This window comes from Streptomyces sp. NPDC001351, from assembly GCF_042896045.1.
In the GTDB taxonomy this organism is placed as follows: Bacteria; Actinomycetota; Actinomycetes; order Streptomycetales; family Streptomycetaceae; genus Streptomyces.
Map to the genome: position 1 here is coordinate 865,351 of NZ_JBIAWS010000003.1, position 24,460 is coordinate 889,810.

Annotated in this window: 20 protein-coding genes and 2 pseudogenes; 9 read left to right on the forward strand and 13 right to left on the reverse strand. The window is 70.9% G+C overall.

Annotated elements, in window-relative coordinates; genetic code table 11:
• Window positions 1-8: 8 nt before the first annotated feature.
• The 3 genes from ACFY1U_RS14160 (at window position 9) to ACFY1U_RS14170 (ending at window position 3,360) form a co-directional block, all read left to right on the forward strand.
• Window positions 9-584: a TetR/AcrR family transcriptional regulator gene (locus ACFY1U_RS14160; RefSeq protein ID WP_390694387.1), complete on the forward strand. Its 576-nt coding sequence runs from the start codon at window positions 9-11 to the stop codon at window positions 582-584.
• A complete protein-coding gene (locus ACFY1U_RS14165; RefSeq protein WP_390694388.1) occupies window positions 581-1,954 on the forward strand; it encodes an MFS transporter in 1,374 nt (457 codons plus the stop codon). Before ACFY1U_RS14160 ends, ACFY1U_RS14165 begins: the two co-directional genes overlap by 4 nt.
• Window positions 1,955-2,130: 176 nt before the next feature.
• Window positions 2,131-3,360, forward strand: a complete 1,230-nt coding sequence (locus ACFY1U_RS14170; RefSeq protein WP_390694389.1) for a serine hydrolase domain-containing protein — start codon at window positions 2,131-2,133, stop codon at window positions 3,358-3,360.
• A 70-nt stretch (window positions 3,361-3,430) separates the two neighbouring features.
• Here ACFY1U_RS14170 and ribA read toward each other — a convergent pair whose 3' ends face one another.
• Window positions 3,431-4,090, reverse strand: coding sequence for a GTP cyclohydrolase II (gene ribA / locus ACFY1U_RS14175; protein WP_390694390.1), 660 nt, complete (start codon window positions 4,088-4,090; stop codon window positions 3,431-3,433).
• 38 nt (window positions 4,091-4,128) lie between these two features.
• On the opposite strand from ribA, the gene ACFY1U_RS14180 reads away from it, so the two are divergent.
• Entirely contained in the window at window positions 4,129-4,935 is an 807-nt protein-coding gene (locus ACFY1U_RS14180) for a creatininase family protein (RefSeq protein WP_390694391.1), read from the forward strand.
• Window positions 4,936-5,087: 152 nt separating this feature from the next.
• Here ACFY1U_RS14180 and ACFY1U_RS14185 read toward each other — a convergent pair.
• The 5 genes and pseudogenes from ACFY1U_RS14185 to ACFY1U_RS14205 all read right to left on the reverse strand — a co-directional run.
• Window positions 5,088-6,281: pseudogene (locus ACFY1U_RS14185) on the reverse strand (YbhN family protein); the annotation flags it as partial.
• Window positions 6,278-7,291 (reverse strand): trans-aconitate methyltransferase, encoded by a 1,014-nt coding sequence (locus tag ACFY1U_RS14190; protein WP_390694392.1) that lies wholly within the window; start codon window positions 7,289-7,291, stop codon window positions 6,278-6,280. The gene ACFY1U_RS14190 and the pseudogene ACFY1U_RS14185, both read right to left, overlap by 4 nt.
• The gene (locus ACFY1U_RS14195; protein WP_390694393.1) at window positions 7,288-8,499 is read right to left on the reverse strand and encodes a glycosyltransferase family 4 protein; all 1,212 of its coding nucleotides are present in this window, start codon (window positions 8,497-8,499) and stop codon (window positions 7,288-7,290) included. Before ACFY1U_RS14195 ends, ACFY1U_RS14190 begins: the two co-directional genes overlap by 4 nt.
• Window positions 8,496-8,894 (reverse strand): 6-carboxytetrahydropterin synthase, encoded by a 399-nt coding sequence (locus ACFY1U_RS14200; RefSeq protein WP_115910305.1) that lies wholly within the window; start codon window positions 8,892-8,894, stop codon window positions 8,496-8,498. Before ACFY1U_RS14200 ends, ACFY1U_RS14195 begins: the two co-directional genes overlap by 4 nt.
• Window positions 8,895-9,010: 116 nt before the next feature.
• Window positions 9,011-9,991: a dehydrogenase gene (locus ACFY1U_RS14205; protein ID WP_390694394.1), complete on the reverse strand. Its 981-nt coding sequence runs from the start codon at window positions 9,989-9,991 to the stop codon at window positions 9,011-9,013.
• 108 nt (window positions 9,992-10,099) lie between these two features.
• Here ACFY1U_RS14205 and ACFY1U_RS14210 point away from each other — a divergent pair, with 108 nt between their 5' ends.
• Window positions 10,100-10,876 carry a CDP-alcohol phosphatidyltransferase family protein gene (locus ACFY1U_RS14210; protein WP_390694395.1) on the forward strand — a complete coding sequence of 259 codons (777 nt, stop codon included), beginning with the start codon at window positions 10,100-10,102 and terminating at the stop codon, window positions 10,874-10,876.
• Between the two features lie 118 nt (window positions 10,877-10,994).
• On the opposite strand, the pseudogene ACFY1U_RS14215 reads toward ACFY1U_RS14210, so the two are convergent.
• Window positions 10,995-11,375 (reverse strand): annotated as a pseudogene (locus ACFY1U_RS14215) (hypothetical protein); the annotation flags it as partial.
• A 151-nt stretch (window positions 11,376-11,526) separates the two neighbouring features.
• On the opposite strand from ACFY1U_RS14215, the gene ACFY1U_RS14220 reads away from it, so the two are divergent.
• Window positions 11,527-12,483, forward strand: a complete 957-nt coding sequence (locus ACFY1U_RS14220) for an ATP-binding protein (protein ID WP_390694396.1) — start codon at window positions 11,527-11,529, stop codon at window positions 12,481-12,483.
• 53 nt (window positions 12,484-12,536) lie between these two features.
• Entirely contained in the window at window positions 12,537-12,929 is a 393-nt protein-coding gene (locus ACFY1U_RS14225) for an SCO5389 family protein (RefSeq protein WP_390694397.1), read from the forward strand.
• A gap of 42 nt (window positions 12,930-12,971) precedes the next feature.
• Here ACFY1U_RS14225 and ACFY1U_RS14230 read toward each other — a convergent pair whose 3' ends face one another.
• The 5 genes from ACFY1U_RS14230 to ACFY1U_RS14250 all read right to left on the reverse strand — a co-directional run bounded on the left by ACFY1U_RS14230 (window position 12,972) and on the right by ACFY1U_RS14250 (window position 19,353).
• The gene (locus ACFY1U_RS14230; protein WP_390694398.1) at window positions 12,972-14,615 is read right to left on the reverse strand and encodes an APC family permease; all 1,644 of its coding nucleotides are present in this window, start codon (window positions 14,613-14,615) and stop codon (window positions 12,972-12,974) included.
• Between the two features lie 167 nt (window positions 14,616-14,782).
• The gene (locus ACFY1U_RS14235; RefSeq protein ID WP_390694399.1) at window positions 14,783-16,147 is read right to left on the reverse strand and encodes a GH1 family beta-glucosidase; all 1,365 of its coding nucleotides are present in this window, start codon (window positions 16,145-16,147) and stop codon (window positions 14,783-14,785) included.
• Between the two features lie 41 nt (window positions 16,148-16,188).
• Window positions 16,189-17,028, reverse strand: a complete 840-nt coding sequence (locus ACFY1U_RS14240; protein WP_390694400.1) for a carbohydrate ABC transporter permease — start codon at window positions 17,026-17,028, stop codon at window positions 16,189-16,191.
• Between the two features lie 7 nt (window positions 17,029-17,035).
• The gene (locus ACFY1U_RS14245; RefSeq protein WP_390694401.1) at window positions 17,036-18,031 is read right to left on the reverse strand and encodes a carbohydrate ABC transporter permease; all 996 of its coding nucleotides are present in this window, start codon (window positions 18,029-18,031) and stop codon (window positions 17,036-17,038) included.
• A 5-nt stretch (window positions 18,032-18,036) separates the two neighbouring features.
• Window positions 18,037-19,353 carry an ABC transporter substrate-binding protein gene (locus tag ACFY1U_RS14250; RefSeq protein WP_390694402.1) on the reverse strand — a complete coding sequence of 439 codons (1,317 nt, stop codon included), beginning with the start codon at window positions 19,351-19,353 and terminating at the stop codon, window positions 18,037-18,039.
• Between the two features lie 211 nt (window positions 19,354-19,564).
• Here ACFY1U_RS14250 and ACFY1U_RS14255 point away from each other — a divergent pair, with 211 nt between their 5' ends.
• Complete coding sequence (locus tag ACFY1U_RS14255) at window positions 19,565-21,358, forward strand: coagulation factor 5/8 type domain-containing protein (RefSeq protein ID WP_390694403.1); 1,794 nt, start codon at window positions 19,565-19,567, stop codon at window positions 21,356-21,358.
• 150 nt (window positions 21,359-21,508) lie between these two features.
• Here ACFY1U_RS14255 and fusA read toward each other — a convergent pair whose 3' ends face one another.
• Entirely contained in the window at window positions 21,509-23,551 is a 2,043-nt protein-coding gene (fusA, locus tag ACFY1U_RS14260) for an elongation factor G (protein WP_390694404.1), read from the reverse strand.
• Between the two features lie 397 nt (window positions 23,552-23,948).
• On the opposite strand from fusA, the gene ACFY1U_RS14265 reads away from it, so the two are divergent.
• Window positions 23,949-24,404, forward strand: coding sequence for a tellurite resistance TerB family protein (locus ACFY1U_RS14265; RefSeq protein ID WP_189312223.1), 456 nt, complete (start codon window positions 23,949-23,951; stop codon window positions 24,402-24,404).
• The last annotated feature ends 56 nt before the right edge of the window (window positions 24,405-24,460 follow it).

A 24,460-nucleotide genomic window follows, 5' to 3' on the forward strand; every position in this document is an offset into this window, starting at 1 on the left:
CAGTGTCTATGGATGCGTCGGAGAGTGGACTGAGGGACCGGCTGGTCGACGTCGGAGTGGATCTGGTCGCAAGCGAAGGCGCGCAGGCGCTGACCCTGCGGGAGATCGCGCGCCGCGCGGGCGTCTCGCACGGGGCGCCCCGCCGCTACTTCCCCACCCACCTCGAGCTGCTGTCCGCCATCGCCCGCCGCGGCTTCGCCGAACTGGCCGAACGGGCGACGGCGGCGACCGGCGACGGCACGGCGGCCCCGCGTGAGCAGCTGACGGCCCTGGGGCGGGTCTACCTGGAGTTCGCCGTCGACAGCCGCGGAATGTACGAATTGATGTTCCGCCATGACCTGCTGGAGAGCGGGCACTTGGGTCTGCGTGACACCAGCCTGCCGCTGTTCGGGCGTCTGGTGGAGCTGGTCGGGCGGGTCCGGCCCGACGCGGACGCCCGGGTCGTCGCGGGCGCACTGTGGGCGAACCTGCACGGCATCGCCCAGCTGTGGGGCTGGGGCAGCCTCCAACTCGCCACGGGTGCCGATGACTTCGTACCTCTGCTGCGTTCGGCGCTCGACGCCCACCTGGCGGACGGCGCATGAGCGGGCACCGTGCGCTGACGCTGGCGTGCAGTGTGGTCGGGGCGGTGATCGTCGCCCTGGACGGCACGGTCCTCACCGTCGCGCAGCCCAGCCTGCAACGCGACCTGGGCGCGTCCTTCACACAGGTCCAGTGGACGAGCACCGGCTATCTCATCGCGGTGGCGGGCCTGTTGGTCTTCTCCGGACGGCTTGGCGACCGGTACGGGCATCAACGGCTCTACGCCATGGGGATGCTGGGCTTCGGGGCGACGTCGGCGGGCATCGGTCTGGCGCCCGGTGTCGGCTGGGTGATCGGTCTGCGGGTCCTGCAAGGCGTGTTCGGGGCGTTGCTGCAGCCCGCCACGCTGGGGATGCTGCGGGCCGCCTTCCCGCCCGACCGGCTGCGGATGCCGATCGCCGTGCGGGCCGGCGCGATCGGGCTCGCGGCCGCGGCGGGGCCCGTACTGGGCGGGGTGCTGGTGGCCGGGCCGGGCTGGCGGGCGGTGTTCTTCCTCAACGTCGTACCGGCCCTCGTCTTCGGTCTGCTCGCGCTGACGCTGCGCGGCGCGCGCCCTCAACGGTCCTCAGCCCGCCCGGACGTGCCCGGCGCGCTCCTGCTCGCGGTGACCCTGGCCTGTCTGGTCCACACCCTGGTCGCCCTGCCGGACGGCGGATGGACGAGGGCGAGCGCGCTCGGCCTCGCGTCGGCCGCGGTCGCGGGTGCGGCCTTCGTACGGCATGAGCGGCGGACCGCGAGCCCGCTGGTGCCGCCGGACGTCGTGGGCTCGGCCGCGGTCGGTTCCGCGCTCGGCCTGCTGGTCGCCGCGTCGGCCGCCCTGCACGGCACGCTGTTCGTCGCCACCTTCCTGCTCCAGGACACGCTCGGTCTCGACCCGGTGCACATGGCCCTGCTCAGCCTGCCGCTCGCGGCACTGATGATCGCTGCCGCGCCGGGGTGCGCGGTGCTGCTGCGCCGGGCAGGGGCCCGCCGTACGAGCGTGGCGGCGACGGCCGTTCTGGCCGCCGGGATCCTGGTGCTGGGCCGGGCCTCGGGCACGGTCGGCTTCTGCACCGGGTTCGCGCTGCTGGGGGCCGGTTTCGGCACGGTGATGGTGGCGGCCACCCATGTCGTCGTACGCCAGGCCGCCGTCGGGTCGGCCGGGGTGGCGGGCGGGTTGCAGCAGACCGCGCTGAACGTCGGGCCGGCCCTGGGCGTGGCCGCGGCGACGACGCTGATGGGGCTGGGCCACGGACACGAACTGCCGCTGGTCGTCCTCGCCGCGGTGGCCGTCGCCGGGGCGATGGCGGGCCGCGCGCTGCCGGAACGTTCCATCGAAATGATCAATCATGGTCAACAGGGGGCCAACGCCGGCGTTCCTGAGCGACGATGAGACCAGGCAGAACAGGCAAGGTCCGCTGCGGGTTCAGAGCGCCCCGAAGGGGCGCGGGGCTGTATCGTTATGCGGCTCCGCCGCGTGGGCGCGACCAGCCACGATGGTGCCGCAGAGGGCAGACGGTCTGTCGCGGCACGCACAGCAGAGCGCACAGCGCGCCCGGAGGAGAGCGAATGGCACAGCTGCGACAAGAGGTCGACCCGGGTGAGGCCGGGCTGGACGCCAAGGCGCTGGATCGCCTCGACCAGCACTTCGCCCACTATGTCGACGAGGGCCGCCTGCCCGGCTACCTGGTGGCCGTGGCCCGCGGCGGACGCGTCGCCCACCTCACCACCCACGGTCGGCGCGACATCGCGGCGGGTCTGCCCGTCGAGGCCGACACCCTGTGGCGTATCTACTCCATGACCAAGCCGGTCACCTCGGTCGCCGCGCTGATCCTGATGGAGGAGGGCCGTCTGTCGCTCGACGACCCGGTCGCCCGGCACCTCCCGGCCTTCGCCGACCCGCAGGTCTACGAGGGCGGATCCGGCTCCGGCATCCGGACCCGCCCGGCCGCCCAACCCCCGCTGATCCGGCACCTGATGACCCACACCGCGGGCCTGACCTTCGCCTTTTACCACAACCACCCCGTCGACGCCCTCTACCGCGAGGCGGGCCTCGACTCGGCGGTGCTGCCCGGCTCGGACCTGGCCGGGACCGTCGACGCGTACGCGCGCCTGCCGCTGCAGTTCGAGCCTGGCACCGAGTGGAACTACTCGGTCGCCACCAATGTCCTCGGCAGGGTGATCGAGGTCGTGTCCGGACAGCCGCTCGACATGTTCGTCACCGAGCGCGTCCTCGGCCCGCTCGGCATGACCGACGCCGGGTTCTGCGTCACCGACGCACAGGCCCCGAGGCTCTCCGAGTTGTACGGCGAGACCGACGCCGGCGGCATCGAGCCGATCGCCGGGCTGCCGCTGCGCGGGCGGCCCCGCTTCCTGTCCGGCAGCGGCGGGCTGGTGGCATCCGCCTACGACGTGCACCGCTTCATGGAGCTGCTGCGCCGCCGCGGCGAACTCGACGGCGTCCGCCTGCTGGCCGACGAGACGGTGGACCTGATGACCAGCAACCAGCTGCCCGGCGGCGCCGACCTGCGCGCCTTCGGCAGCCGCCCGGCCCATGACGAGCCCGGCAACGACGGCGTCGGCTTCGGCCTCGGCGTCTCCGTCGTCATCGACCCCGAGCGCACCCAGGCGCCCTCGGGCCCGGGCACGTTCGGCTGGAGCGGGGTGGCGACGACGACCTTCTGGGTGGACCCCGGCCGCGATCTGACCGTGCAGTTCATGACGCAGGTCCGGCCGAAGTCGTCACTCAGGCTCTTCCCGGACCTCAAGCGGCTGGTCCACGAGGCGGTCACGGACTGAACCATCCCCGGGGCCGCGACCGGATCACCTCGCCGACCGCCGGTGTCGGCGAGGTGGTGCACGATCCCGCTCAGGACAGGTGGGCCACCGCGTCCAGATGCGGCAGGACGTGGTCGAGCCGCTCCCGCTTGGTGCGCAGATAGGTGATGTTGCTCTCGCACGGCGGGATCAGCAGCGGGACGGTCTCCGCCACCTGGATGCCGTGCCGCACCAACGCCTCCTGCTTGCGCGGGTTGTTGGACATCAGGCGTACCGAGTTCACGCCCAGGTCCTGAAGGATCTTCGCGGCGACGCCGTAGTCGCGGGCGTCCACCGGCAGTCCCAGCGCGAGGTTCGCCTCGACGGTGTCCAGGCCCTCCGCCTGCAGCGCCATCGCCCGCAGCTTGGCGAGCAGACCGATGCCGCGGCCCTCGTGGCCCCTCAAGTAGACGACTATGCCGCTGCCTTCGGCGACGACGGCCTTCAGCGCGGAGGACAGCTGGTCGCCGCACTCGCAGTGCTGGGAGCCGAACGCGTCACCGGTCAGGCACTCGGAATGCAGCCGGGTGAGGACACCGTCCGTGCCGATGTCACCGTGGACGAGGGCCACTTGCTCGTCGCCGCGATCGTGATCCATGTAACCCACCGCCCGGAATTGCCCGTACACCGTGGGCAGTGGGGCATTCACAATCCGTTCCACGCCCGTGCGCTGTGGGGACTTCTTGCCGAGGACGCCGATTTTATCTGTCATGATCTGATTCCTAAGCAGAGACGAAAGGCCGTGAAGAAATGAGTGTTTCGGGCGCGCGTACGGCGGCATACGGGCTGGTGCCGGCGGACACTACGGAAGAGGTACGGACCAGAGCGGCGGGTGTCTCAACGCAGGTCGCCGTCCTTCCGGTCGGGAGCTTCGAGCAGCACGGTCCGTTCCTTCCGCTGGCGACCGACACGCTCGTCGCCTGTGCCGTGGCCCGGGAGATCGCGGCCGCGTACCCGGTGCACCTCCTTCCGCCGGTGACGATCTCCTGCTCGCACGAGCATGCGGCCTGGCCGGGGACCGTCAGCATCTCCTCCGTGACCCTTCACTCGGTGGTGAGCGACATTGCGCAGTCGCTGCGCCGCTCCGGTGTCGAGGCCCTGGTGGTGGTCAACGGGCACGGCGGAAACTACGTACTGGGCAACGTCGTTCAGGAATCCTCCGCCCGCGGCGAGCGCATGGCGCTGTTCCCGGCCGCCGAGGACTGGGAAGCGGCGCGGCAGCGGGCGGGGGTGACCACCTCGCTGCTGACCGACATGCACGCGGGAGAAATCGAGACCTCCATCCTTCTGCACGCTCACCCGGAATTGCTCCGCCCCGGTTATGAGACCTCCGATTTCGTCGCGGACGACCGGCGTCATCTGCTCACCCTCGGGATGTCCGGCTATACCGATTCGGGCGTCATCGGACGCCCTTCGCTCGGTTCCGCGGAAAAGGGGAAGGAACTGCTCGCCGCCCTGGCGGATTCCTTCGGAGCGTATTTCTCACTCCTCACGTCGGCGGACGAATCCGGCACCGAATCCGGGGAGACGGCGGAAGCCGGCAGCGCGCGCGGATAGGTGGGTTCGCGGGCGGGTTGCGGGGCCGGCGCCGCGGCGGTTCCGGAGCCTGCCCGCAGACCCGTGTACCAGCGGGCGACGAGGACGGCGAGGCCGGGCAGGGCCGCCACGAAGCTGAGCACCCCGTACACCACGGAGACCGCCACCCCGCTGCTCGCGCCGAGCCCCGCCGCTCCGAACGCCCAGGCGGCGACGCCCTCGCGGGGGCCGAAGCCGCCGACGTTCAGGGGCAGGCCCATCGCGATCAGGGCGAGGACCGCGAGCGGCAGCAGCGCGGCGACGGAGGCGCCGGATCCGGCGACACCCGCGGCCAGCACGAACATCGCGACATGGCCGGCCAGGATGAGCACCGACGAGACGACGACGCCCGGCCAGTTGCGGCGCGACACCAGCCCCTCGCGCGCCTCGGCGAGCGTCGCGCGCAGCGCCCGCCCGCGGCGGGAGGGCGCCCGGTTCATCCGCAGCGCGACCATGACGGCGAGCGCGCCCACCGCCGCGAGAGCGACCAGCGGCGCGAAGTGCCGGGTCTCCGCGAGCACGGGGGACGGCATCGTCAGCAGCACGGCACCGCCGAGGACGGTCAGCGCGACCTGGCCCGCGACCCGTTCGAGGACCACCGAGCGAACGCCACGGCCCATGTCGCCGGCGCTCTGACCGTGCCGTACCGCCCGGTGCACATCGCCGAGGACACCGCCGGGCAGGGCCGCGTTCAGGAACAGCGCCCGGTAGTAGTCGGCGACGGCCGCCCCGAGCGGCAGCCGGATCTTCAGGCCCCGGGCCACGAGGGCCCAGCGCCAGGCGCTGAGCACGGTGGTGGCCACACCGATCAGGAGGGCCAGCACCAGCGTCGTCGTGTCGATGCGCCGCAGCCCGTCCAGGAGGACGCCGGTGCCGAGGTGCCACAGCAGGGCGCCGAGGATGACGACGCCGGCGACGGTGCCGAAGTGGGTCCGTACGGCACGGGAGTTGAGACGGGACACCACGGCACGCCACCGGGGCGTCCGCGCGGCGGCCGACTCGGGCCGGGCCGCGGAGACGATCACGCCGATACGGGCCTCGGAAACGGCGGGACCCACGGGTGGGGCGGACGCGAGGACATCCGCCCGCGTCCGCAGCGCCGCATCCCGCGCGGCGAGACAGGGCGCGCCGTCCGCCCATACCTCGACCACGGCGGAGACGGCACTGCCGGCCGCACCCGCCGCTGCCGGGCGGACGGCGCATTCGGTTCGCGTCTCCAGGCCGGCGCCGGTCGGCGCCCCGGACACGACGTCCACACCCCGCCCGGCCGCCACGACGCCACGCCGGTCGGCTCGCACCACGTGTGCCCGTACCGTCTCGATGCTCATGCCGCGCCGCCCGTCGGCCGGGACAATGCCAGCAGGTCGCTGTGGTGGACCACGACGTGCAGTTCGCCCGCCGCGCAGGCGGCCAGACGGTCCTGCAGATACCGTTCTGCACGGGCCTTCAGCTCAGGGCGTTCCTCGACGGCCGCGCCCACCCAGCCGCGCAGCCACTGGGCCGTCAGCGCGGCCTCGTCGGGGCCGAGGCGCCAGGGGCTGGGGTTGACCCGTACCGTCGCGCCCCGTTCCGAGAAGGCCTCGCAGGCCACCGTGATCGCGTCCGGGCCGAGCAGGTCGCCGCGGCGCTGGTGGGCGTTGAACGCCTCGGTGATCTCCTCGTCCATCGGGTCGGACGGGGTGAGTTCGACGCGTCCGGCCACCGAGAGCGTCAGCAGGGCGGGGCAGCCGGCCCCGGTGCAGGCGTCGGCGAGGGTCTCGATCTCCTCACGGGTGAGGACGTCGAGGAGGGCGGAGGCCGTCACCAGGGAGGCGCCGGCGAGCGCGTCCGGGGTGAGCCGGGCGACGTCGCCGCGGCGCGTCTCCACGGAGACCCGGCTGCCGTCGGCGGCGGACCGCGGGGAGGCGACGGCCGCGAAGTGCAGCAGGTAGGGGTCGCGGTCGTGCAGGACCCAGTGCTGGGCGCCGTCCAGGCGGGGTGCGAGCCAGCGGCCCATCGAACCGGTGCCGCAGCCCAGGTCGTGGATGACGAGCCCGGCCTTGCCCGGCAGGTTGGCCAGCCGGATCCGCAGCGGGTCGAGCAGCTCGTGCGCCCGCGCGGCGGCGTCGGCGGGCTCGCGCAGCTCCAGCCACTCGGGCGCGTAACGCGGCGGCTCCTCGGGCCCGGTGTCCCGCAGCCGCACGGTGGCGCGCTCGCCGGGGCGCGGGGCGGGGCCGGCGCCGGGGATCACGGAGTCCGCCGTCTCGGAGGCGTCGCGATCGGCCTGTTCGGAGCCGCCCCGCGGCCCGGGCTGCGCCGGAATCTTCCCGCCGGCCTTCGCCGGTACCGTCCTGTTCATGCCGCCCTCCTGGGTTCGCTCGGCAGCCGGCCCAGTACTCCGGCAAGGCTTCGGGCCGTGGTCGCCCATCCGTCCAGGGCGGCCCGTCGGCCCCGGGCGGCGGCCTTCAGCCGGCGTCGTACGTCGGCCTCGCCGAACCAGCCACGCAGTTCGGCGGCGAGGGCGGCGGGGTCCTCCGGCGGCACGAGGATGCCGGGCACACCGCCGTCGGGGGCGCGTCCGACCGCCTCCGGGAGACCGCCGACATCCGTGGCCAGCACGGGGATGCCGCGCGCGAGGGCCTCCGTCACCGCCATGCCGTACGTCTCCGCGTACGAGGTGAGGACCATGAGGTCGGCGGCGTTGTAGCTGGCGTCGAGCTCGGCGCCGGACTGCGGTCCGGCAAGGTGGATGCGGTCCTCCAGGCCGTGCTCCTGGATCAGCAGCCGCAGATGGGCGACGTACTCGGGGTCGTGCCCGAGCCCGCCGACGCACACGCAGCTCCACGGCAGGTCGGCCGCCGCGGCCAGTGCCTGCACCAGCCGGTGCTGCCCCTTGCGCGGGGTCACCGACGCCACGCACAGCAGCCGGGAGACGCCGTCGGTGCCGGAGGCGAGCGGCGCGATGTCGGCGCCGGGGGCGGCGACATGCACCCGCTCGGGTGCGAGGCCGTGGTGGGCGACGAGGCGGCGCACCGCCCAGTCGCTGGTGGCGATCACCGCGGGCACGGCCCGCAGCACGTCACGCTCCTTGGCGTCCAACTCGGCGGCCACGGCGGGCTCGAGGCCCCGCTCGTCGCCGAGCGGGAGGTGCACGAGGACGGCGAGGTTCAGCCGCTCCGTCTCCGGTACGACGATCTCGGGGACCCCGCAGGCCACGATCCCGTCCAGCAGGACAACCGTCCCGTCCGGCAACTCCCGCAGCGTCCGCGCGAGTTCCGCACGGGCCGCCGCACCCGGCCGGGGCCACTCGCCGGCCACGGCGTGCTTGTGCACCTGCCAGCCGAAGCCGGGCAGGTCGAGGCTGACGCGCCGGTCATAGGCGTTGCCGCCGCTCGGCGCGGCCGCGTCGTCGACGCCGCCCGGCATGACGAAGTGCACGGAGCGCAGGGACATGGGGATGATCTCGGCGTTCTTCAGGGCGGAGTGCTGCACGGGCACATAGCTGAGCGACGGCGTCTCCGCCTCCCCCGGGGCGTTCTCCACCTTCTCCAAGGTCACGTCGGTCACAGGGCACGCTCGTAACTCGCCCAGGCGATGTGCGACTCGTGCAGGGTCACCGAGATGCCGGCGATGCCCTTGGCGCCCTCGCCCAGCGCGCCCTTCTCGATCCGCTCGGCGAGCCGGTCGGCGATGACCTTGGCCAGGAACTCCGTGGAGGTGTTGACGCCGGCGAACTCGGGCTCGTTGTCGAGGTTGCGGTAGTTCAGCTCGCTGACGACGGCGCCGAGTTCCTGAGTGGCGAGTCCGATGTCGACGACGATGTTGTCGTCGTCCAGCTGCTCGCGCCGGAACGTGGCGTCCACCAGGAACGTCGCTCCGTGCAGGCGCTGCGCGGGTCCGAAGACCTCGCCGCGGAAGCTGTGGGCGATCATGATGTGATCGCGGACGGTGACACTGAACAACGGACGACCCTCCAGGTGCGGCACGTCTGGTCCTCCGGCCATTGGCTGCCGGAGGATGCCGTGTAGTACGGCCCTTCGCTTCCCCCCGTTCAGCCGAGTCTCACTCTTTTCTCAGGTCAGACCGTTTCGGGGTACCTCACACGGTGACACAGCGCGGGAATCTCACCGTTGGCCAGCCGGGGCATCACCTCCGGCAGCTCCTCGAACGCGCTTTCCCCTGTGATGAGCGCGTCGAGCGCCGGGTCGGCGAGCAGGTCGAGGGCGAGGGCGAGCCGGTCGGCGTAGCTGCGCTGCGCGCGGGCCGGGGAGACGGTGCCGACCTGGCTGCTGCGGATCGTCAGCCGCCGGGAGTGGAAGGCCTCGCCGAGCGGGAGGCTCACCTTCCGGTCGCCGTACCAGCTCAGTTCCACGACGGTGCCCTCGGCGGCCAGGAGTTCCAGGGACCGGGCGAGGCCCTGTTCCGTGGCGCTGGCGTGCACCACCAGGTCCCTTTCTCCAAGCGCGTCCTCGGGCAGCGCGAAGTCGACTCCGAGGGCCTCGGCGGTCTTGGCGCGGGCCGGGTCGGCGTCGACGAGTTGCACGCGTACACCCGGGAAGCGGGCCAGCAGGGCGGCCACCGAGCAGCCGACCATGCCGCCGCCGACCACCGCGATCCGGTCACCGACCAGCGGCGCGGCGTCCCACAGGGCGTTCACGGCGGTCTCCACGGTCCCGGCGAGGACGGCCCGTTCGGCAGGAATGGTGTCCGGTACGACCGTAACGGCTGAAACCGGCACAACATACCGCGTCTGATGCGGATACAGACAGAAAACCGTACGCCCGACCAGTTCCTCGGGCCCCTCCTCCACCCTCCCGACACTGAGGTACCCATACTTCACGGGTGCAGGGAACTCGCCCTCCTGGAAAGGCGCTCGCATGGCCGCGTGCTGACTCTCCGGAACGCCGCCGCGGAAGACAAGCGTCTCCGTGCCCCGGCTGACCCCGGAGTAGAGCGAGCGCACCAGCACCTCGCCCTCGGCGGGTTCGGGCAGGTCGACGCTCCGGATCTCGCCGAGACCCGGACGACTCAGCCAGAACGCGCGTGCGATGCGGTTCATCCGGCCTCCTCCTGAACGATCGGGAAGTTGTTCACGTACCGAGGTGTGCACAGGCCGCGCACAGTACGCGGCGTTGATCGACTTTGTCATACGGCCGGAGGGTGTGCGGTGGCCCTGAACAACACTTACGAAGCAAGGCTGGTCCAGCAGGAGACCGCTGTGGGAGCGGGCGTTCAGATCCTGTTGCTGGCCCTGCTCGGCACGGCGATCGGCATGGGGCCGGCGGGCTGGCTGACCGGCCTCGTCTTCGCCGTCGCCATGTGGGCGGTGCTCTCGCGAGCCCTGCACCGCACCCGGCCGCGTTCGTTCGGCCCGGCCAACCGCGTCACGCTCGGCCGGGCGACCCTGGTGGGCGGGGTGACGGCCCTGGTCGCGGACTCCTTCGAGAGCTCCCCGCCGGTCACCGCACTCGTCGGCCTCACGGCGGTCGCCCTCATCCTGGACGGCGTCGACGGCAAGGTCGCCCGCGCCACCAACACCTCCACCCCGCTGGGCGCCCGCTTCGACATGGAGGTCGACGCGTTCCTCATCCTGGTGCTCAGCGTCTACGTCTCGATGCAGCTCGGCCCGTGGGTCCTGCTCATCGGCGGCATGCGCTACGCCTTCGTCGCCGCGGCCCGCGTCTGGCCGTGGCTGAACGCCTCACTGCCGCCGAGCACGGCCCGCAAGACGGTCGCCGCGATGCAGGGCATCTGCCTCCTCCTGGCCGCCTCGGGCTACCTGCCCCCCATGGCCTCCCTCGGGGTCGTCGTCCTGGCCCTGGGCTCGCTCATCTGGTCCTTCGGCCGCGATGTCCTGTGGCTGCGGCGCACGTCCCGGGTCCGGGACGGCGAGGTGGAGGAGATGCTGGACCTGGAGTCGGAGCGCGAGACAGTGGCGTCCTGATCACAGACCAGGAAACGGTTCCGGCAGCGCCCCAAAGGGGCGCGGGGCTGTGTCGATTTGCGGCTCCGCCGCGTGGGCGCGACCAGCCACAACGTACTCGCAGACGACCGCGGCGCCACCGGCGAGGCAACAACCCCACCGCAGCCGCCGGCACGGCACCCAGCACCAGCCACGGCACAACCCCCGGCAACCCCATCTCCAGCAGCGCCCCGGTGTACAGCCCGAGTCGTCCCTCCTCCACAACGTCGGGGACCCAGGCACGGGCGACCGCCAGAAAACGGCGGTTGCGCAGCAGCCCTCGCACCCCGCCCCGTCCCCGGGTACGCGAGCCCCCGCCCGCCTCCTCCAACACGACGGCCTGCCGGGCGACCTCGGCCTCCACGGCGGGTGAGAACCGCGCGGCGGCGAACCCGATCAGCAGCACCGCACCGATCCCCGCCCAGGTCTGCCCGGCGTACCCGAGCCGGACGAAGCCGACGACCCGCAGCACGCAACCGGCCTGCCCAAGGTGCTCGGACATGACATGCATGAAGCAGCCTCCTTGATCACCATCCGATCACCCACCCGACCGCCCCGATTTGACAGACCGTCGGAAGCTGCCTAAAACCTAGCCACATGACATTCATTTTCAAAATGAGCTCGGCCCGGTAATGCGGGTCGCGTTCGTCGGCAAGGGCGGCAGCGGCAAGACCACCCTCTCAGCGCTCTTCACCCGCCATCTGGCCCGCTCCGGCGCGCCGGTACTCGCCATCGACGGCGACATCAACCAGCACCTGGCCGAGGCGCTGGGACACGACGAGGACCATCTGGACGCCCCGCCCCTGGGCGCCCACCTCCCCGAGATCAAGGACTATCTGCGGGGCACCAACCCGCGCATCGCCTCCCGCGAGGCGATGATCAAGACGACCCCGCCCGGCCGCGGCTCCCGCCTTCTGCGCGTCCTCGGCGACGACGAACTCCACGAGCGCCACGTCCGGCGCGTGGGCGACGTACCGCTGATGGTGACCGGCGAGTTCGACGAGAGCGACCTCGGGGTGGCCTGCTACCACTCCAAACTGGGCGGCGTCGAGCTCTATCTCAACCACCTGGTCGACGGCCCCGGCGAGTACGTGGTGGTCGACATGACGGCGGGCGCGGACGCCTTCGCCTCCGGCCTGTTCACCCGGTTCGACATCACGTTCCTGGTGGCGGAACCGACCCGCAAGGGCGTCTCGGTCTACCGCCAGTACCGCGACCACGCCCGCGAGTTCGGCATCCGTATCGCCGTGGTCGGCAACAAGGTGACGGGCGAGGACGACCTGCTGTTCCTCAAGGAGCAGGTGGGCGACGACCTCCTGACCCACCTGGTCCACTCCCCCTGGGTACGGGCGGCCGAACAGGGCCGCGCGGAGGGCGGACTGGACACCCTCGAGCCGCACAACCGCCACGCCCTGACCATCCTGCGCGAGACCGTCGACGCCCACCCCAAGGACTGGCCCGCCCTCCACCGCCACGCCGTCGAGTTCCATCTGCGCAATGCCCGCGCATGGGCGGACGAGGCGACCGGCCTGGACCTGGCCGGCCAGGTGGACCCGGGGTTCGTACCGGGCCCGACGGCGCTCACCTGACCGCTCCCCCCATGCAGAACATCCACCCCCTCCTGGAACGGACGCCCCTTTTCATGTCTCTCGACGTCCCCCCGAAGCTCCTCGCCGAAGCCGAGTCCGGTGACATCCGCGAGCAGGACTTCGTGGACACGGTCCGCACGTCCCTCCCGTACGCCTACGACCTGATCGCATCCCTCGCCGGCGAACTCAAGGGCGGCACGGCCGAGTTCACCGACAACCAGACCCCTCCCCCCTCAGAGCAGGAGCGCGGCCAGCTTCTGCGCGCCCTCGCCAGCGACGCCATCCGCGGCAGCCTGGAACGCCACTTCGGGGTGGAACTGGCCTTCCAGAACTGCCACCGGGTGGCGGCGTTCCGGCCCGGGGCACGGGACGGCGAGACGTACGGGCGGTTCACGTCGCTGCGGTCGCAGGTGCTGAACCAGTCGCCGGAGTTCCGGGACTGCTGACGCGCCCCACGCCCTGCCGGCCGGCTCGGCCGAAGGCCCCGGTCAGAGGATCTCTTCCTCCTCGGGGACCACGACCTGGTCGATCATGTACTGGATCTGCTCGGCCGGCAGGGCGACCGCCATGGCCCAGTAGTAGATGATCAGGCTGAAGACGCCGGTGGCGACCATGTCCCACCACAGCGGGAACCACGGGTGCTTCAGCGGCCCGAAGTCGCTCAGGTACACGATCAGACCCATCCCGACCAGGTACACGGGCAGCCACTGCGCGGCACGCAGGTCCAGCTGCGGGGTGATCGGGTTCATCTTGAACACCCTGTTGGCGACCAGGATGACGTAGCCGATGAGAATGGCGACGCCGAGCTTCCAGTCGGTCGTCCAGCCCGACCAGAGGATCAGCAGGTTGGCCACGATGAAGGCGAGCGGTGACATCCAGCTGCCGCCGGGCAGCCGGTAGGGGCGGTGGGCGTCGGGAAGACGGCTGCGGAACACACCGAAGGAGAGCGGCGCTCCCGCGTACATCAGCACGCTCGCGCTGGTGATCAGCCCGACCAGGGAGCGCCAGCTCGGGAAGGGCAGGAAGCAGATGCAGCCGATCACGAAAGCGGTGATCAGGCCGACCCAGGGGACACCGCGCTTGTTGGTCCGCTCGAACGCGGTCGGCACATAGCCGTTGCGGCTCAGGCCGTACGAGACCCGGGAGGACCCCGTGATGTAGATCAGGCCGGTGCCTGCGGGGGAGATCACCGCGTCGAGGTACAGGATGGTGGCGAGCCAGCCGAGGCTGATCAGCGTGGCGACCTGCGCGAAGGGTCCGCTCAGGGCATTGAACGCGGAGTCTGCCCAGGTATGGCCGATCTGGGACGCGGGCAGCGCCGCGAGGAAGACCACCTGGAGGAGGATGTAGATGATGATGCCGATGACGATCGACCCGATCACCGCGCGCGGGATGTCCCGCTTGGGATTGGCGCTCTCGCCGGCGAGCTGGTCGGCCTGCTCGAAGCCGAGCAGGGCGAAGATGATGCCGCTGGTCGAGACGGCGGACAGGATGCCCTTCGCCCCGTAGGGGTTGAATCCGTCGGCCGCCGTGAAGTTGGCCGTGTGGAACTGCGCGATGGCGAAGACGAAGATCGTCAGCAGGGGGATGCCGACCTTCCACCAGGTCGCCGCGCTGTTGGTGCGGGCCAGCAGCCGGATGCTGAGGAAGTTGATGGCCGTGATGACGGCCATCAGTCCGACCGCGACGGCGATGCCGGAGCTGGTGAGGACGTGCTGGCCGCCCTCGACCTTCTCCCAGCCGTGTGCCCAGGAGTAGTGCTGGCCGTAGGTGATCATGGCCAGGACCTCGATGGGTGCCACCGTGGCCGCCTGCAGCCAGGAGAACCAGCCGAAGGAGGCTCCCGCGGCACCTCCGTAGGCGTAGTGCGGGAAACGGGCGGTGCCGCCCGAGACCGGGTACATCCCGCCGAGCTCGGCGTGCACCAGCGCCAGAATCAGAATGGCGACGCCGCCGATGGCCCAGGAGATGATGGCCGCCGGCCCGGCCGCCGCCAGGGCACCCTGGGCGCCGAACAGCCACCCGGATCCGATGATCGATCCCTCCGAGGCCCAGATGAGGCCGATGAAGCCGATCTCGCGCTTCAGCCCCGGTTTGGTTCCCGCGCTGGGCGCTTTTTCCGATGTGGCCATGACACGCACCCCCTCATAGGGTGATTCTCGTCACAACATCGTGCCACGCCGACGCGCGCGCAGCAGCCGCACATGCAGGCACGACTCGGCAAAATGCGCATGAGCAGGGCGACCGTGCCTGTGCCGGACCCGGGCTCCCGCGCCCGGATCCGGCACAGGGTCCTGTCTCAGGCCGCCCTGCGGGTGCGGCCCCGGTGGGCACGGACGATCTCGGCGTAGCGGTGTCCGCTCCCCTTGATCGTCCGCAGCTGCGTCCGGTAGTCCACACGCACCAGCCCGAACCGCTTGTCGTAGCCGTACGCCCACTCGAAGTTGTCCAGCAGCGACCAGGCGAAGTAACCGGCCAGCGGGGCGCCCCTGCGAACGGCTGAGGCGCAGGCCGCGAGGTGGCGTTCCAGGTAGTCCTGGCGCTCGGGGTCCTCGACGGTGCCGTCCGGGCGTACGACGTCCGGGTAGGCGGAGCCGTTCTCGGTGACGTACAGGCGCCGGGCGCCGTACTCCTCGGTGAGCCGCAGCAGCAGCGTCTCGATGCCGTCCGCGTCGATCTCCCAGTCCATGCCGGTGCGCGGGACGCCGAGGCGGCGGACCGAACGTACGTGGGGTGCCGGGGCCGAGGGGTCGTCGGCGACGGTCGCCGGCATGTAGTAGTTCAGGCCGTGCCAGTCGAGCGGGGCGGCGATCGTCGCCAAGTCGCCTTCCTGTTCGGGGAGTTCGACGCCGTACACCTCACGCATGTCCGCCGGGAACCCGCGGCCGTACACCGGGTCCAGCCACCAGCGGTTGACGTGGCCGTCCTGTCGACGGGCGGCCCGTACGTCCTCGTCGCGGTCGGTGGCGGCGTGCACCGTGGAGAGGTTGGTGACGAGGCCGACCTGCGCGGACGGGGCCGCGGCGCGGATCGCTCCGACGGCGAGGCCGTGGCCGAGGAGCAGGTGGTAGGAGGCGCGGACGGCGGCGGTCAGATCGGTCAGGCCGGGGGCCATCCGGCCTTCCAGGTGGCCGATCCAGGCGGAGCACAGCGGTTCGTTGAGGGTGGCCCAGTGCGCCACGCGGTCGCCGAGGCGCGCGGCGACGACCGAGGCGTACTCGGCGAAGGCCTGCGCGGTGTCCCGCTCGGGCCAGCCGCCGCGGTCCTGGAGCGTCTGCGGGAGGTCCCAGTGGTAGAGGGTGACGAACGGCGTGATGCCCGCCGCCAGCAGGCCGTCGATCAGCTCGTCGTAGAAGGCGAGGCCCTTGGGGTTCACCGGCCCGTCCCCGTCCGGCATCACCCTCGGCCACGCGATCGACAACCGGTAGGCGTTCGCGCCCAGTCGACGCATCAGGCCGATGTCCTCGCGCCAGCGGTGGTAGTGGTCGCATGCGACATCGCCGTTGTCGTTGCCCGCGACCTTGCCGGGGGTGTGGGAGAAGGTGTCCCAGATCGACGGGGAGCGGCCGTCCTCCGCGACGGCGCCCTCGATCTGGTACGCCGCTGTGGCCGTCCCCCACAGGAAGTCGTGCGGGAAGGCGGCGAGGTCGATGCGGTCGGACACGGAAGTCCCTTCGGAATCGGAGAAGTTGGTTTCCCGACGGCTCACTTGACGGCTCCCGCCGTAAGACCGGCGACGAGATAGCGCTGCAGCAGCAGGAAGCCGGCCACCACGGGCACGCTGACGACCAGCGAGGCGGCCATGATCTGGTTCCAGTAGACGTCGTTGAGGGTGGAGTAGCCCTGCAGGCCGACGGCGAGCGTGCGGGTGGTGTCGTTGGTCATGACGGAGGCGAAGAGCACCTCGCCCCAGGCGGTCATGAAGGCGTAGACGGCGACGGCGACGATCCCGGGGATCGCGGCCGGTACGACGATCCGCAGCAGCGCGCCCAGCGGTCCGCAGCCGTCCACCAGCGCCGCCTCGTCCAGGTCGCGCGGCACCGAGTCGAAGTACCCGATCAGCATCCAGATCGAGAAGGGCAGGGAGAAGGTGAGGTACGTGAGGATCAGGCCGCCGCGGGAGCCGAACAGGGCGATGCCGGTGGCGTTGCCGATGTTGACGTAGAGGAGGAACAGCGGGAGCAGGAAGAGGATGCCCGGGAACATCTGCGTGGACAGGACGGTGACCGTGAAGACCCGTTTGCCGCGGAAGTCGTAGCGGCTGACGGCGTAGGCGGCGAACACCGCGATCACCACCGAGCAGACGGTCGCCGCACCCGCCACGATCAGCGAGTTCACGAAGTAGCGCGCCAGTGGGACCGTCGACCAGATGTCGATGTACGGGCGGACCGTCAGACCGCTGGGCAGCCAGCGGAACTCGCCCGTGACGTCGGCGAGCGGCTTCAGCGAGCTGGAGACCATGACGTACACCGGCACCAGGACGAAGCCGGTGAGCAGGGTGAGGAAGAGACGCCGGGACCAGAGGAACGAACTCGGCGGGGACATCGGGGACTTATACATCAGCGGCCCTTCGTCCGCGGGAGGTGAGGGCCAGGTAGACGCCCGTCACGACCAGCAGGAACAGCAGCAGGAGTACGGACATGGCGGATCCGGTGCCGAAGTTCCAGGTGACGAAGGACGCCTGGTAGATGTGGACCGAGATGAGGTCCGCGGCTTCGGGGGCCGCCTTGCCGAACAGGACGTACGGCGTGTTGAAGTCGTTGAAGGTCCACAGGAACAGCACCAGGACCAGGACCTGGTTCACGGGGCGCAGGGAGGGCAGCGTGATGCGGCGGATCTGCTGCCACATCCCGGCACCGTCCAGGGCAGCCGCCTCGTACAGCTCGCGCGGGATGTTCTGCAGGCCGGCCATGACGATCAGGAAGGCGAACGGCCAGCCCTTCCACACCGACACGGTGAGCAGCGCGTAGAAACTGTTGTCGCCGATCAGCCAGAAGGACGGCTTGTCGGTGAGATGCAGCTGGTCGTGCAGGACATGGTTCACCAGGCCGTTGTCGTGCTGGAACATGAACACCCAGGTGATGACGGCGGCGTACACCGGCAGGGCGTACGGCACCAGGAACAGCGCCCGCAGGAGGCCGCGGCCGCGGAAGGTGTCCTGCATGAAGACCGCGGCCGCCGTACCGATCAGCCAGCACAGGCCGACCGACAGCAGGGTGAAACCGACCGTGACGAAGAAGGAGTGCAGCAGCGCCTCGCCGACCGGGGCGTCGAAGTCCACCGACACCTTGTAGTTGCCGAGGCCGGACCAGGGCGCGGTGCCCCAGTCCCGGATGTAGAACTGCGTGAGCTCCTTGAAGCTCATCACGATGCCGATGACCATCGGCACGAGGTGGACCAGGAGTTCGAGGATCAGAGCGGGCAGCAGGAGCAGGTACGGGAGTCCGATACGGCGGATCCGGCCGGGGCGGCGGCCACGCGGCTCGCGTGCCGCCGCCCCGGGGGAACTCCCGCTCACCGAGGGCTCCTTGAGGGCGGTGGTCGTCATCGGGCTCACTTCGCCGGCATCTGCTGCTGGGCCTTCTCCAGCGCCGCCTTCACCGAGTCGGCGGTCACCGCGCGCCCGGCCGCCGCATCCGCGAACAGGTCCTTGACGGCCGTACCGACCGCCGTCTCGAACTGTGACTCGTCGGCGACCTGCGGCAGCGCGGCGGCACTGGTCGCGAGGGTCTGCTTCAGCACGGAGTTGGACGCGCTGTTGAACGCGGCATCCGACTGGGCGGTCTTCACGGGCGGGATCGAGCTGTAAGCCGTGTTGAGGATCTTCTGCTCGGCGTCGCTGGTCATGAACTTCACGAACTTCGTGGCGCCGTCGAGGTTGTCGGTGTTCTTGAAGACGGCGAGGTTGATGCCGGCGACCATCGAGTCGACCTGGGTGCCGGTTCCGGGGGTGCCGGACTGCACGGGCACGGGCGCGATGCCGTACGAACTCTCGCTCATCCCCTGGGACTTGAGGTTGGCGGCGGCGGACTGCCACAGCAGCATGGCCTGCTTGCCCTTGGCGAAGTCGCTGACGGACTGGTTCTGCGCGTACTCGGCGTCGCCGGTCGGGATGACCTTGTCCTTGGCCATCAGGCCGACGTACTGCTCGACCGCGGTCACCACCCCGTCGTTCGTGAAGTCGGGCTTGCCGTCGGCGGTGAAGAAGTCGGCGCCGTGCTGCTTGGCGAAGACGAAGACATGGTGGATGTTCTCCGCGAGGTTGGCTCCCTCGGCGCCGAGCGGCGACTTGCCCTTCGCCTTGATCTTCTTGCCGTCCGCGACCAGTTCGTCCCAGGTGGCCGGGGGCTTGGAGATGCCGGCGTCGGCGAAGATCTGCTTGTTGTAGTAGAGGGCGTAGGCCATCGAGTACAGCGGTACGGCCGCCGGGTCCTTGCCCTGCGCGCCCGTCGAGCCGAGTGCCGAGTCGACGAAGCGGTCCTTGCCGCCGATCTTCGCGAAGTTCCCGGCGTCCCAGGGCAGCAGGGCGCCGGTGGCCTGCAGGGAGGCGCTCCAGGTGTTGCCGATGTTGAGGACGTCGGGGCCCTGGCCGGAAGTGGTCGCGGTGAGGATCCGGTTCAGCAGGTCCGACCAGGGGACCACCTCCAGCTTCACCTTGATGCCCGTCTGCTTCTCGAACTTGTCGAGCTCGGGCTGCAGGACCTTCTTGTCCACGGCGATGCTCGCGCCCTGGTTGGAGGCCCAGTAGGTGAGCGTCTTCGGTGAGTCGTTGGAACCCCCGCCCGTCGACGAACCGCCTCCGCAGGCCGAGGCGGAGAGGGCGAGTGACATGGTGACGGCGCCTACGGCCGCGGCTCGGATGCTGCGCATGGCTCCCGGTGTCCCTTCAGGGATTGCACTCATGACTTAATTTAGGACGTGAGTTAAACCTCAAGGGATGGCCGCGTCAAGGGGTGCGGCAACCCTTGTGGAACTCCGGTCCCACCTCTTGACGCACCCGTTCGGGCAGTTGAAGCATTCACCGGCGAGAGAGCGCTCCCATACCCCACCTCGTTCACTTCCTGAACAGGAGAGCCGCCCCATGCCCCTGCCTGACTCCGGCCTGCCCGCCGTGGGCCGCAGAACCGTCCTCGGCGCAGCCGCCGCAGCCGCAGCAGCGCCCGCGGTGCTCGGTCTGTCCGCCCGCGCGTCCGCCGTCCCGTCGCCGCCCGGGAAGCCGAAGCTCCTCCCCGGCGGCGGTGACCTCGGCCCCAACGTCCTGGTCTTCGACCCGTCCACCCCGGGGATCCAGGCCAAGCTGGACGAGGTCTTCGCACAGCAGGAGTCGGCCCAGTTCGGCACCGGCCGCTACGCGCTGCTGTTCAAGCCGGGCACCTACAACGGCCTCAACGCCCAACTCGGCTTCTACACCTCGATCATGGGACTGGGTCTCTCCCCCGACGACACCACCATCAACGGGGACGTCACCGTCGACGCCGGCTGGTTCAACGGCAACGCGACGCAGAACTTCTGGCGTTCGGCGGAGAACCTGGCCCTGGTACCGGCGAACGGCACCAACCGGTGGGCGGTCGCCCAGGCGGCCCCCTTCCGCCGTATGCACGTCCGCGGCGGCCTCAACCTCTCGCCCACGGGCTACGGCTGGGCGAGCGGCGGCTACATCGCCGACAGCCGCATCGACGGCCAGGTCGGACCGTACTCGCAGCAGCAGTGGTACACCCGGGACAGTGCGATCGGCAGCTGGCTCAACGGGGTCTGGAACATGGTGTTCTCCGGCGTCGAGGGCGCCCCCGCGCAGAGCTTCCCGAACCCGCCGTACACCACACTGGACACCACCCCGGTCTCCCGCGAGAAGCCCTTTCTGTACGTCGGCGGCGCCTCGGACCTCCGCGTGTTCCTGCCGGAGAAGCGGACGGGCGCCCGCGGTGTCACCTGGGGCAACGGCACCCCGCGAGGCAGCTCGCTCCCGCTGTCGCAGTTCTACGTCGCCAAGCCGGGCGTATCCGCGGCCACCCTCAACCAGGCGCTCGAGCAGGGTCTTCACCTCCTGCTGACGCCGGGGATCTTCCACCTCGACCAGCCGATCCGGGTGAACCGCGCCAACACCGTCGTGCTGGGTCTGGGTTACGCAACTCTCGTACCGGACAACGGAGTTACCGCGTTGCGGGTCGCCGACGTGGACGGCGTGCGCCTGGCGGGCTTCCTGATCGACGCCGGACCGGTCAACTCCCCCACCCTGCTGGAGGTCGGCCCGCGCGGCGCCTGGCGCGACCACTCCGCCAACCCGACCACCGTGCAGGACGTGTTCGTCCGCATCGGGGGCGCGGGCGCCGGAAAGGCCACCACCAGCATGGTCATCAACAACAGGCACACCATCGTCGACCACACCTGGGTCTGGCGCGCCGACCACGGCGACGGAGTCGGCTGGGACACCAACCGCGCCGACTACGGAATCGTGGTGAACGGCGACGACGTGCTGTGCACCGGCCTGTTCGTCGAGCACTTCAACAAGTACGACGTGCAGTGGTACGGCCAGCGGGGCCGCACGATCTTCTTCCAGAACGAGAAGGCCTACGACGCCCCGAACCAGGCCGCGATCCAGAACGGCCCGGTGAAGGGGTACGCGGCCTACAAGGTCGGCGACGGCGTCACCGTGCACGAGGGCTGGGGCCTGGGCAGCTACTGCTACTACAACGCCGACCCCACGATCGTGCAGCACAACGGCTTCGCCGCCCCGGACCGGCCCGGCGTGCGCTTCCACGACCTGCTGGTGGTCTCCCTGGGCGGCAAGGGCCAGTACGAACACGTCATCAACGACACGGGCACCCCGACGTCGGGCACGTCGACGGTGCCGTCCACGGTGGTGTCGTATCCGTGAGCCTGCGGCGGCCCTGACCGTGTCCGGGACGGGCCGTGAAGGTGCCGCGGCGTGTGCCCCTGCGCGAGCCTGCGACCACCCGTGCCGCTTGGGACGGCACGGGTGGGCGCAGGCGGCCCCCGCCCGCGTACCGCAGGGGCCGCCTTTCGCTCACCGGACCGGTGTCACCGCCGGCGCCGGCGCATAGCCCGTGGGGCGGGCCGTGAAGGTGCCGCGGCCCTGTGTCCGGCTGCGCAACCGGGTTGCGTAGCCGAAGAGTTCGGCCAGGGGCACGGTGGCCGTGACGACCGCCGCGCCGCCCCGCGCGGCCGAGCCCGAGACGCGGCCGCGGCGGGCGGCCAGGTCTCCGAGGGCGCCGCCGACGGCGTCCTCGGAGACGGTGACCGTGACCTCGACGACCGGTTCCAGCAGGACCATCGCGCAGGCCCGCAGGGCTTCCCGGAGACCGAGCCTGCCCGCCGTGCGGAAGGCGGTCTCCGAGGAGTCCTTCACATGGGTCGCCCCGTCGGTGAGGGTCACGCGCAGCCCGGTCACCGGGTGACCGCCGAGCGGTCCCTCGGCGAGGGCGTCCCGGCAGCCGGCCTCGACCGCGCGGACGTACTCCTGAGGCACCCGCCCGCCGACCACGGCCGAGCGGAACTCGAAACCGTCGTCGAGGGGCTCGACATCGAGGACGACGTGCGCGAACTGGCCGGCCCCGCCGTCCTGTTTGACGTGCCGGAAGACCAGACCGGACACCCCGCGCCCGACCGTCTCGCGGTAACTCACCCTCGGTCGGCCGACATTGACCTCCACCCCGTGTGCGAGCCGGAGCTTCTCCGCCGCGACCTCCAGGTGCAGTTCACCCATCCCGGACAGCACCGTCTGGCCGGTCTCGGGGTCCGTGCGCACCACGAGCGAGGGGTCCTCCTCGGCCAGCCGCGCGAGCGCCGAGGCCAGCTTGTCGGCGTCGGTGGAGCTGCGGGCCTCGACGGCCACGGAGACCACCGGCTCGGCGACGCCCGGCGGTTCGAGCACGATCGGCGCGCCGGGGGCGCACAGGGTCGAGCCGGCGCGGGCGGACTTCAGCCCGACCACGGCGACGATGTCCCCGGCGACCGCACGGTCCACCTGCGCGTGCCGGTCGGCCCGCACCCGCAGGATCCGCCCGATCCGCTCGGTGCGGCGCGCGCCCGCGTCCCACACGGCGTCTCCCTTCTCGATCGTTCCCGAATACACGCGTACGTACGTCAGCCGCCCGGTCGGGGTGGCATTCACCTTGAACGCCAGCGCCGCGAACGGCGCCGCCGGATCGGCCGCCCGCTCCTGCTCCGTACCGTCGAACGTCCCTTGTACGGCGGGTACGTCGAGCGGCGAGGGCAGATACGAGACCACGGCGTCGAGCAGCGGTTCGATCCCGCGGTTGCGGTACGCCGAGCCGCACAGGACGACGACGCCCTCGCCGCTGCGGGTCAGCTCGCGCAGCGCGGCGGCAAGGGTCTGGGACGCGAGGGCCCCGTGCAGGCAGAACTCCTCCAGCGCACCGGCGTGCAGTTCGGCCACCGTCTCCTCCAGCAGCCGCCGACGCCGCGCCGCCTCGTCCCGCAGTTCCTCCGGCACCGGACTCTCCACGGCCGTGTCGGCGCCGTCGGCCCAGACCAGGGCCCGCATGCGGACGAGGTCGACGACACCGCGGAAGCCGTCCTCCGCGCCGATCGGCGACTGCACCACGAGCGGCGCCGGGTGCAGCCGCTCGCGGATCGACGCGACGGCCGCGTCGAGGTCGGCGCCCGCACGGTCCAGTTTGTTGACGAACGCGATCCTCGGCACGCCGTGCCGGTCGGCCTGCCGCCACACGGACTCGCTCTGCGGCTCGACGCCCGCGACGGCGTCGAACACCGCGACCGCCCCGTCGAGCACCCGCAGCGAGCGTTCCACCTCGTCGGCGAAGTCCACATGCCCGGGGGTGTCGATGAGGTTGATCCGGTGGCCGTCCCAGGCGCAGCTGACGGCCGCGGCGAAGATGGTGATCCCACGGTCGCGTTCCTGCGGGTCGAAGTCGGTGATGGTGGTGCCGTCGTGGACCTCACCGCGCCGGTGCGTGGTCCCGGTGGCGTACAGGATCCGCTCGGTGACGGTGGTCTTGCCCGCGTCGACGTGGGCGAGGATGCCGAGGTTGCGGACGACGGCGAGGGAGTTGAGGTTGGTGCGCACGGCCCGTTGGCCTTTCTGGTGTCATGAAAGAGGGCAGCGCGATTCCCGGACGAGAGGCTGGTCTGCTCAGACGTTCGTCACGGGCATCCGGTACCGGCCGCGCAGCGGGCACCGGACGGACAAGGACACGAGGATCACCTCGAACTGCGAGCAGGGGACGACGACATCGGTGCGGTAACGCACGGCCGTCCCCCTCTCGTTCGTCTCTCTTGCGTCCCGCGCGTCATGGCGACGCACGGTGCGTGGCGAGTGTAGGGAACGAGGAGCGGGCGGGGCACCGGATTTTCCGGCGGCGCGGGGCAGGTGAACTCTCCTGGAACGGACGGAACTTATCCTCCGTGCCACGAGTTTCCACGGTGCTGTAGATCTCTTACGACACCGAACACATGGAGTTCTCATGGCCCTGTGGGACCGCATCAAGGAATCCGCGTCGACGATGCAGACCCAGCTCGTGGCGAAGAAGAACGACCTGAAGAGCGGAGCCTTCCGCGACGCCAGCATGGCGATGTGCGCCCTGGTCGCCGCAGCCGACGGCACCATCGACCCGGCCGAGCGGCAGCGCGTGGCCCAGTTGATCGCCACCAACGAGGTCCTGCAGAACTTCCCCGCCGACGATCTGCGCCGCCGCTTCGAGGAGAACCTGAACAAGCTGACGGCGGACTTCGCCTTCGGCAAGGTCAGCGTGCTGCAGGAGATCGCCAAGGCGAAGAAGAAGCCTGCCGAGGCCCGGGCCGTCATCCAGATCGGCATCGTCATCGGCGGCGCCGACGGCGACTTCGACAAGACGGAGCAGGCCGTGGTGCGGGAGGCCTGCTTCACCCTCGACCTGCCGCCGCACGAGTTCGACCTCTGATCCGGCCTCTGCCTGCGCTGCGGTGCCCCAGCTCACCCCTGCGGGTGGTTTACGTC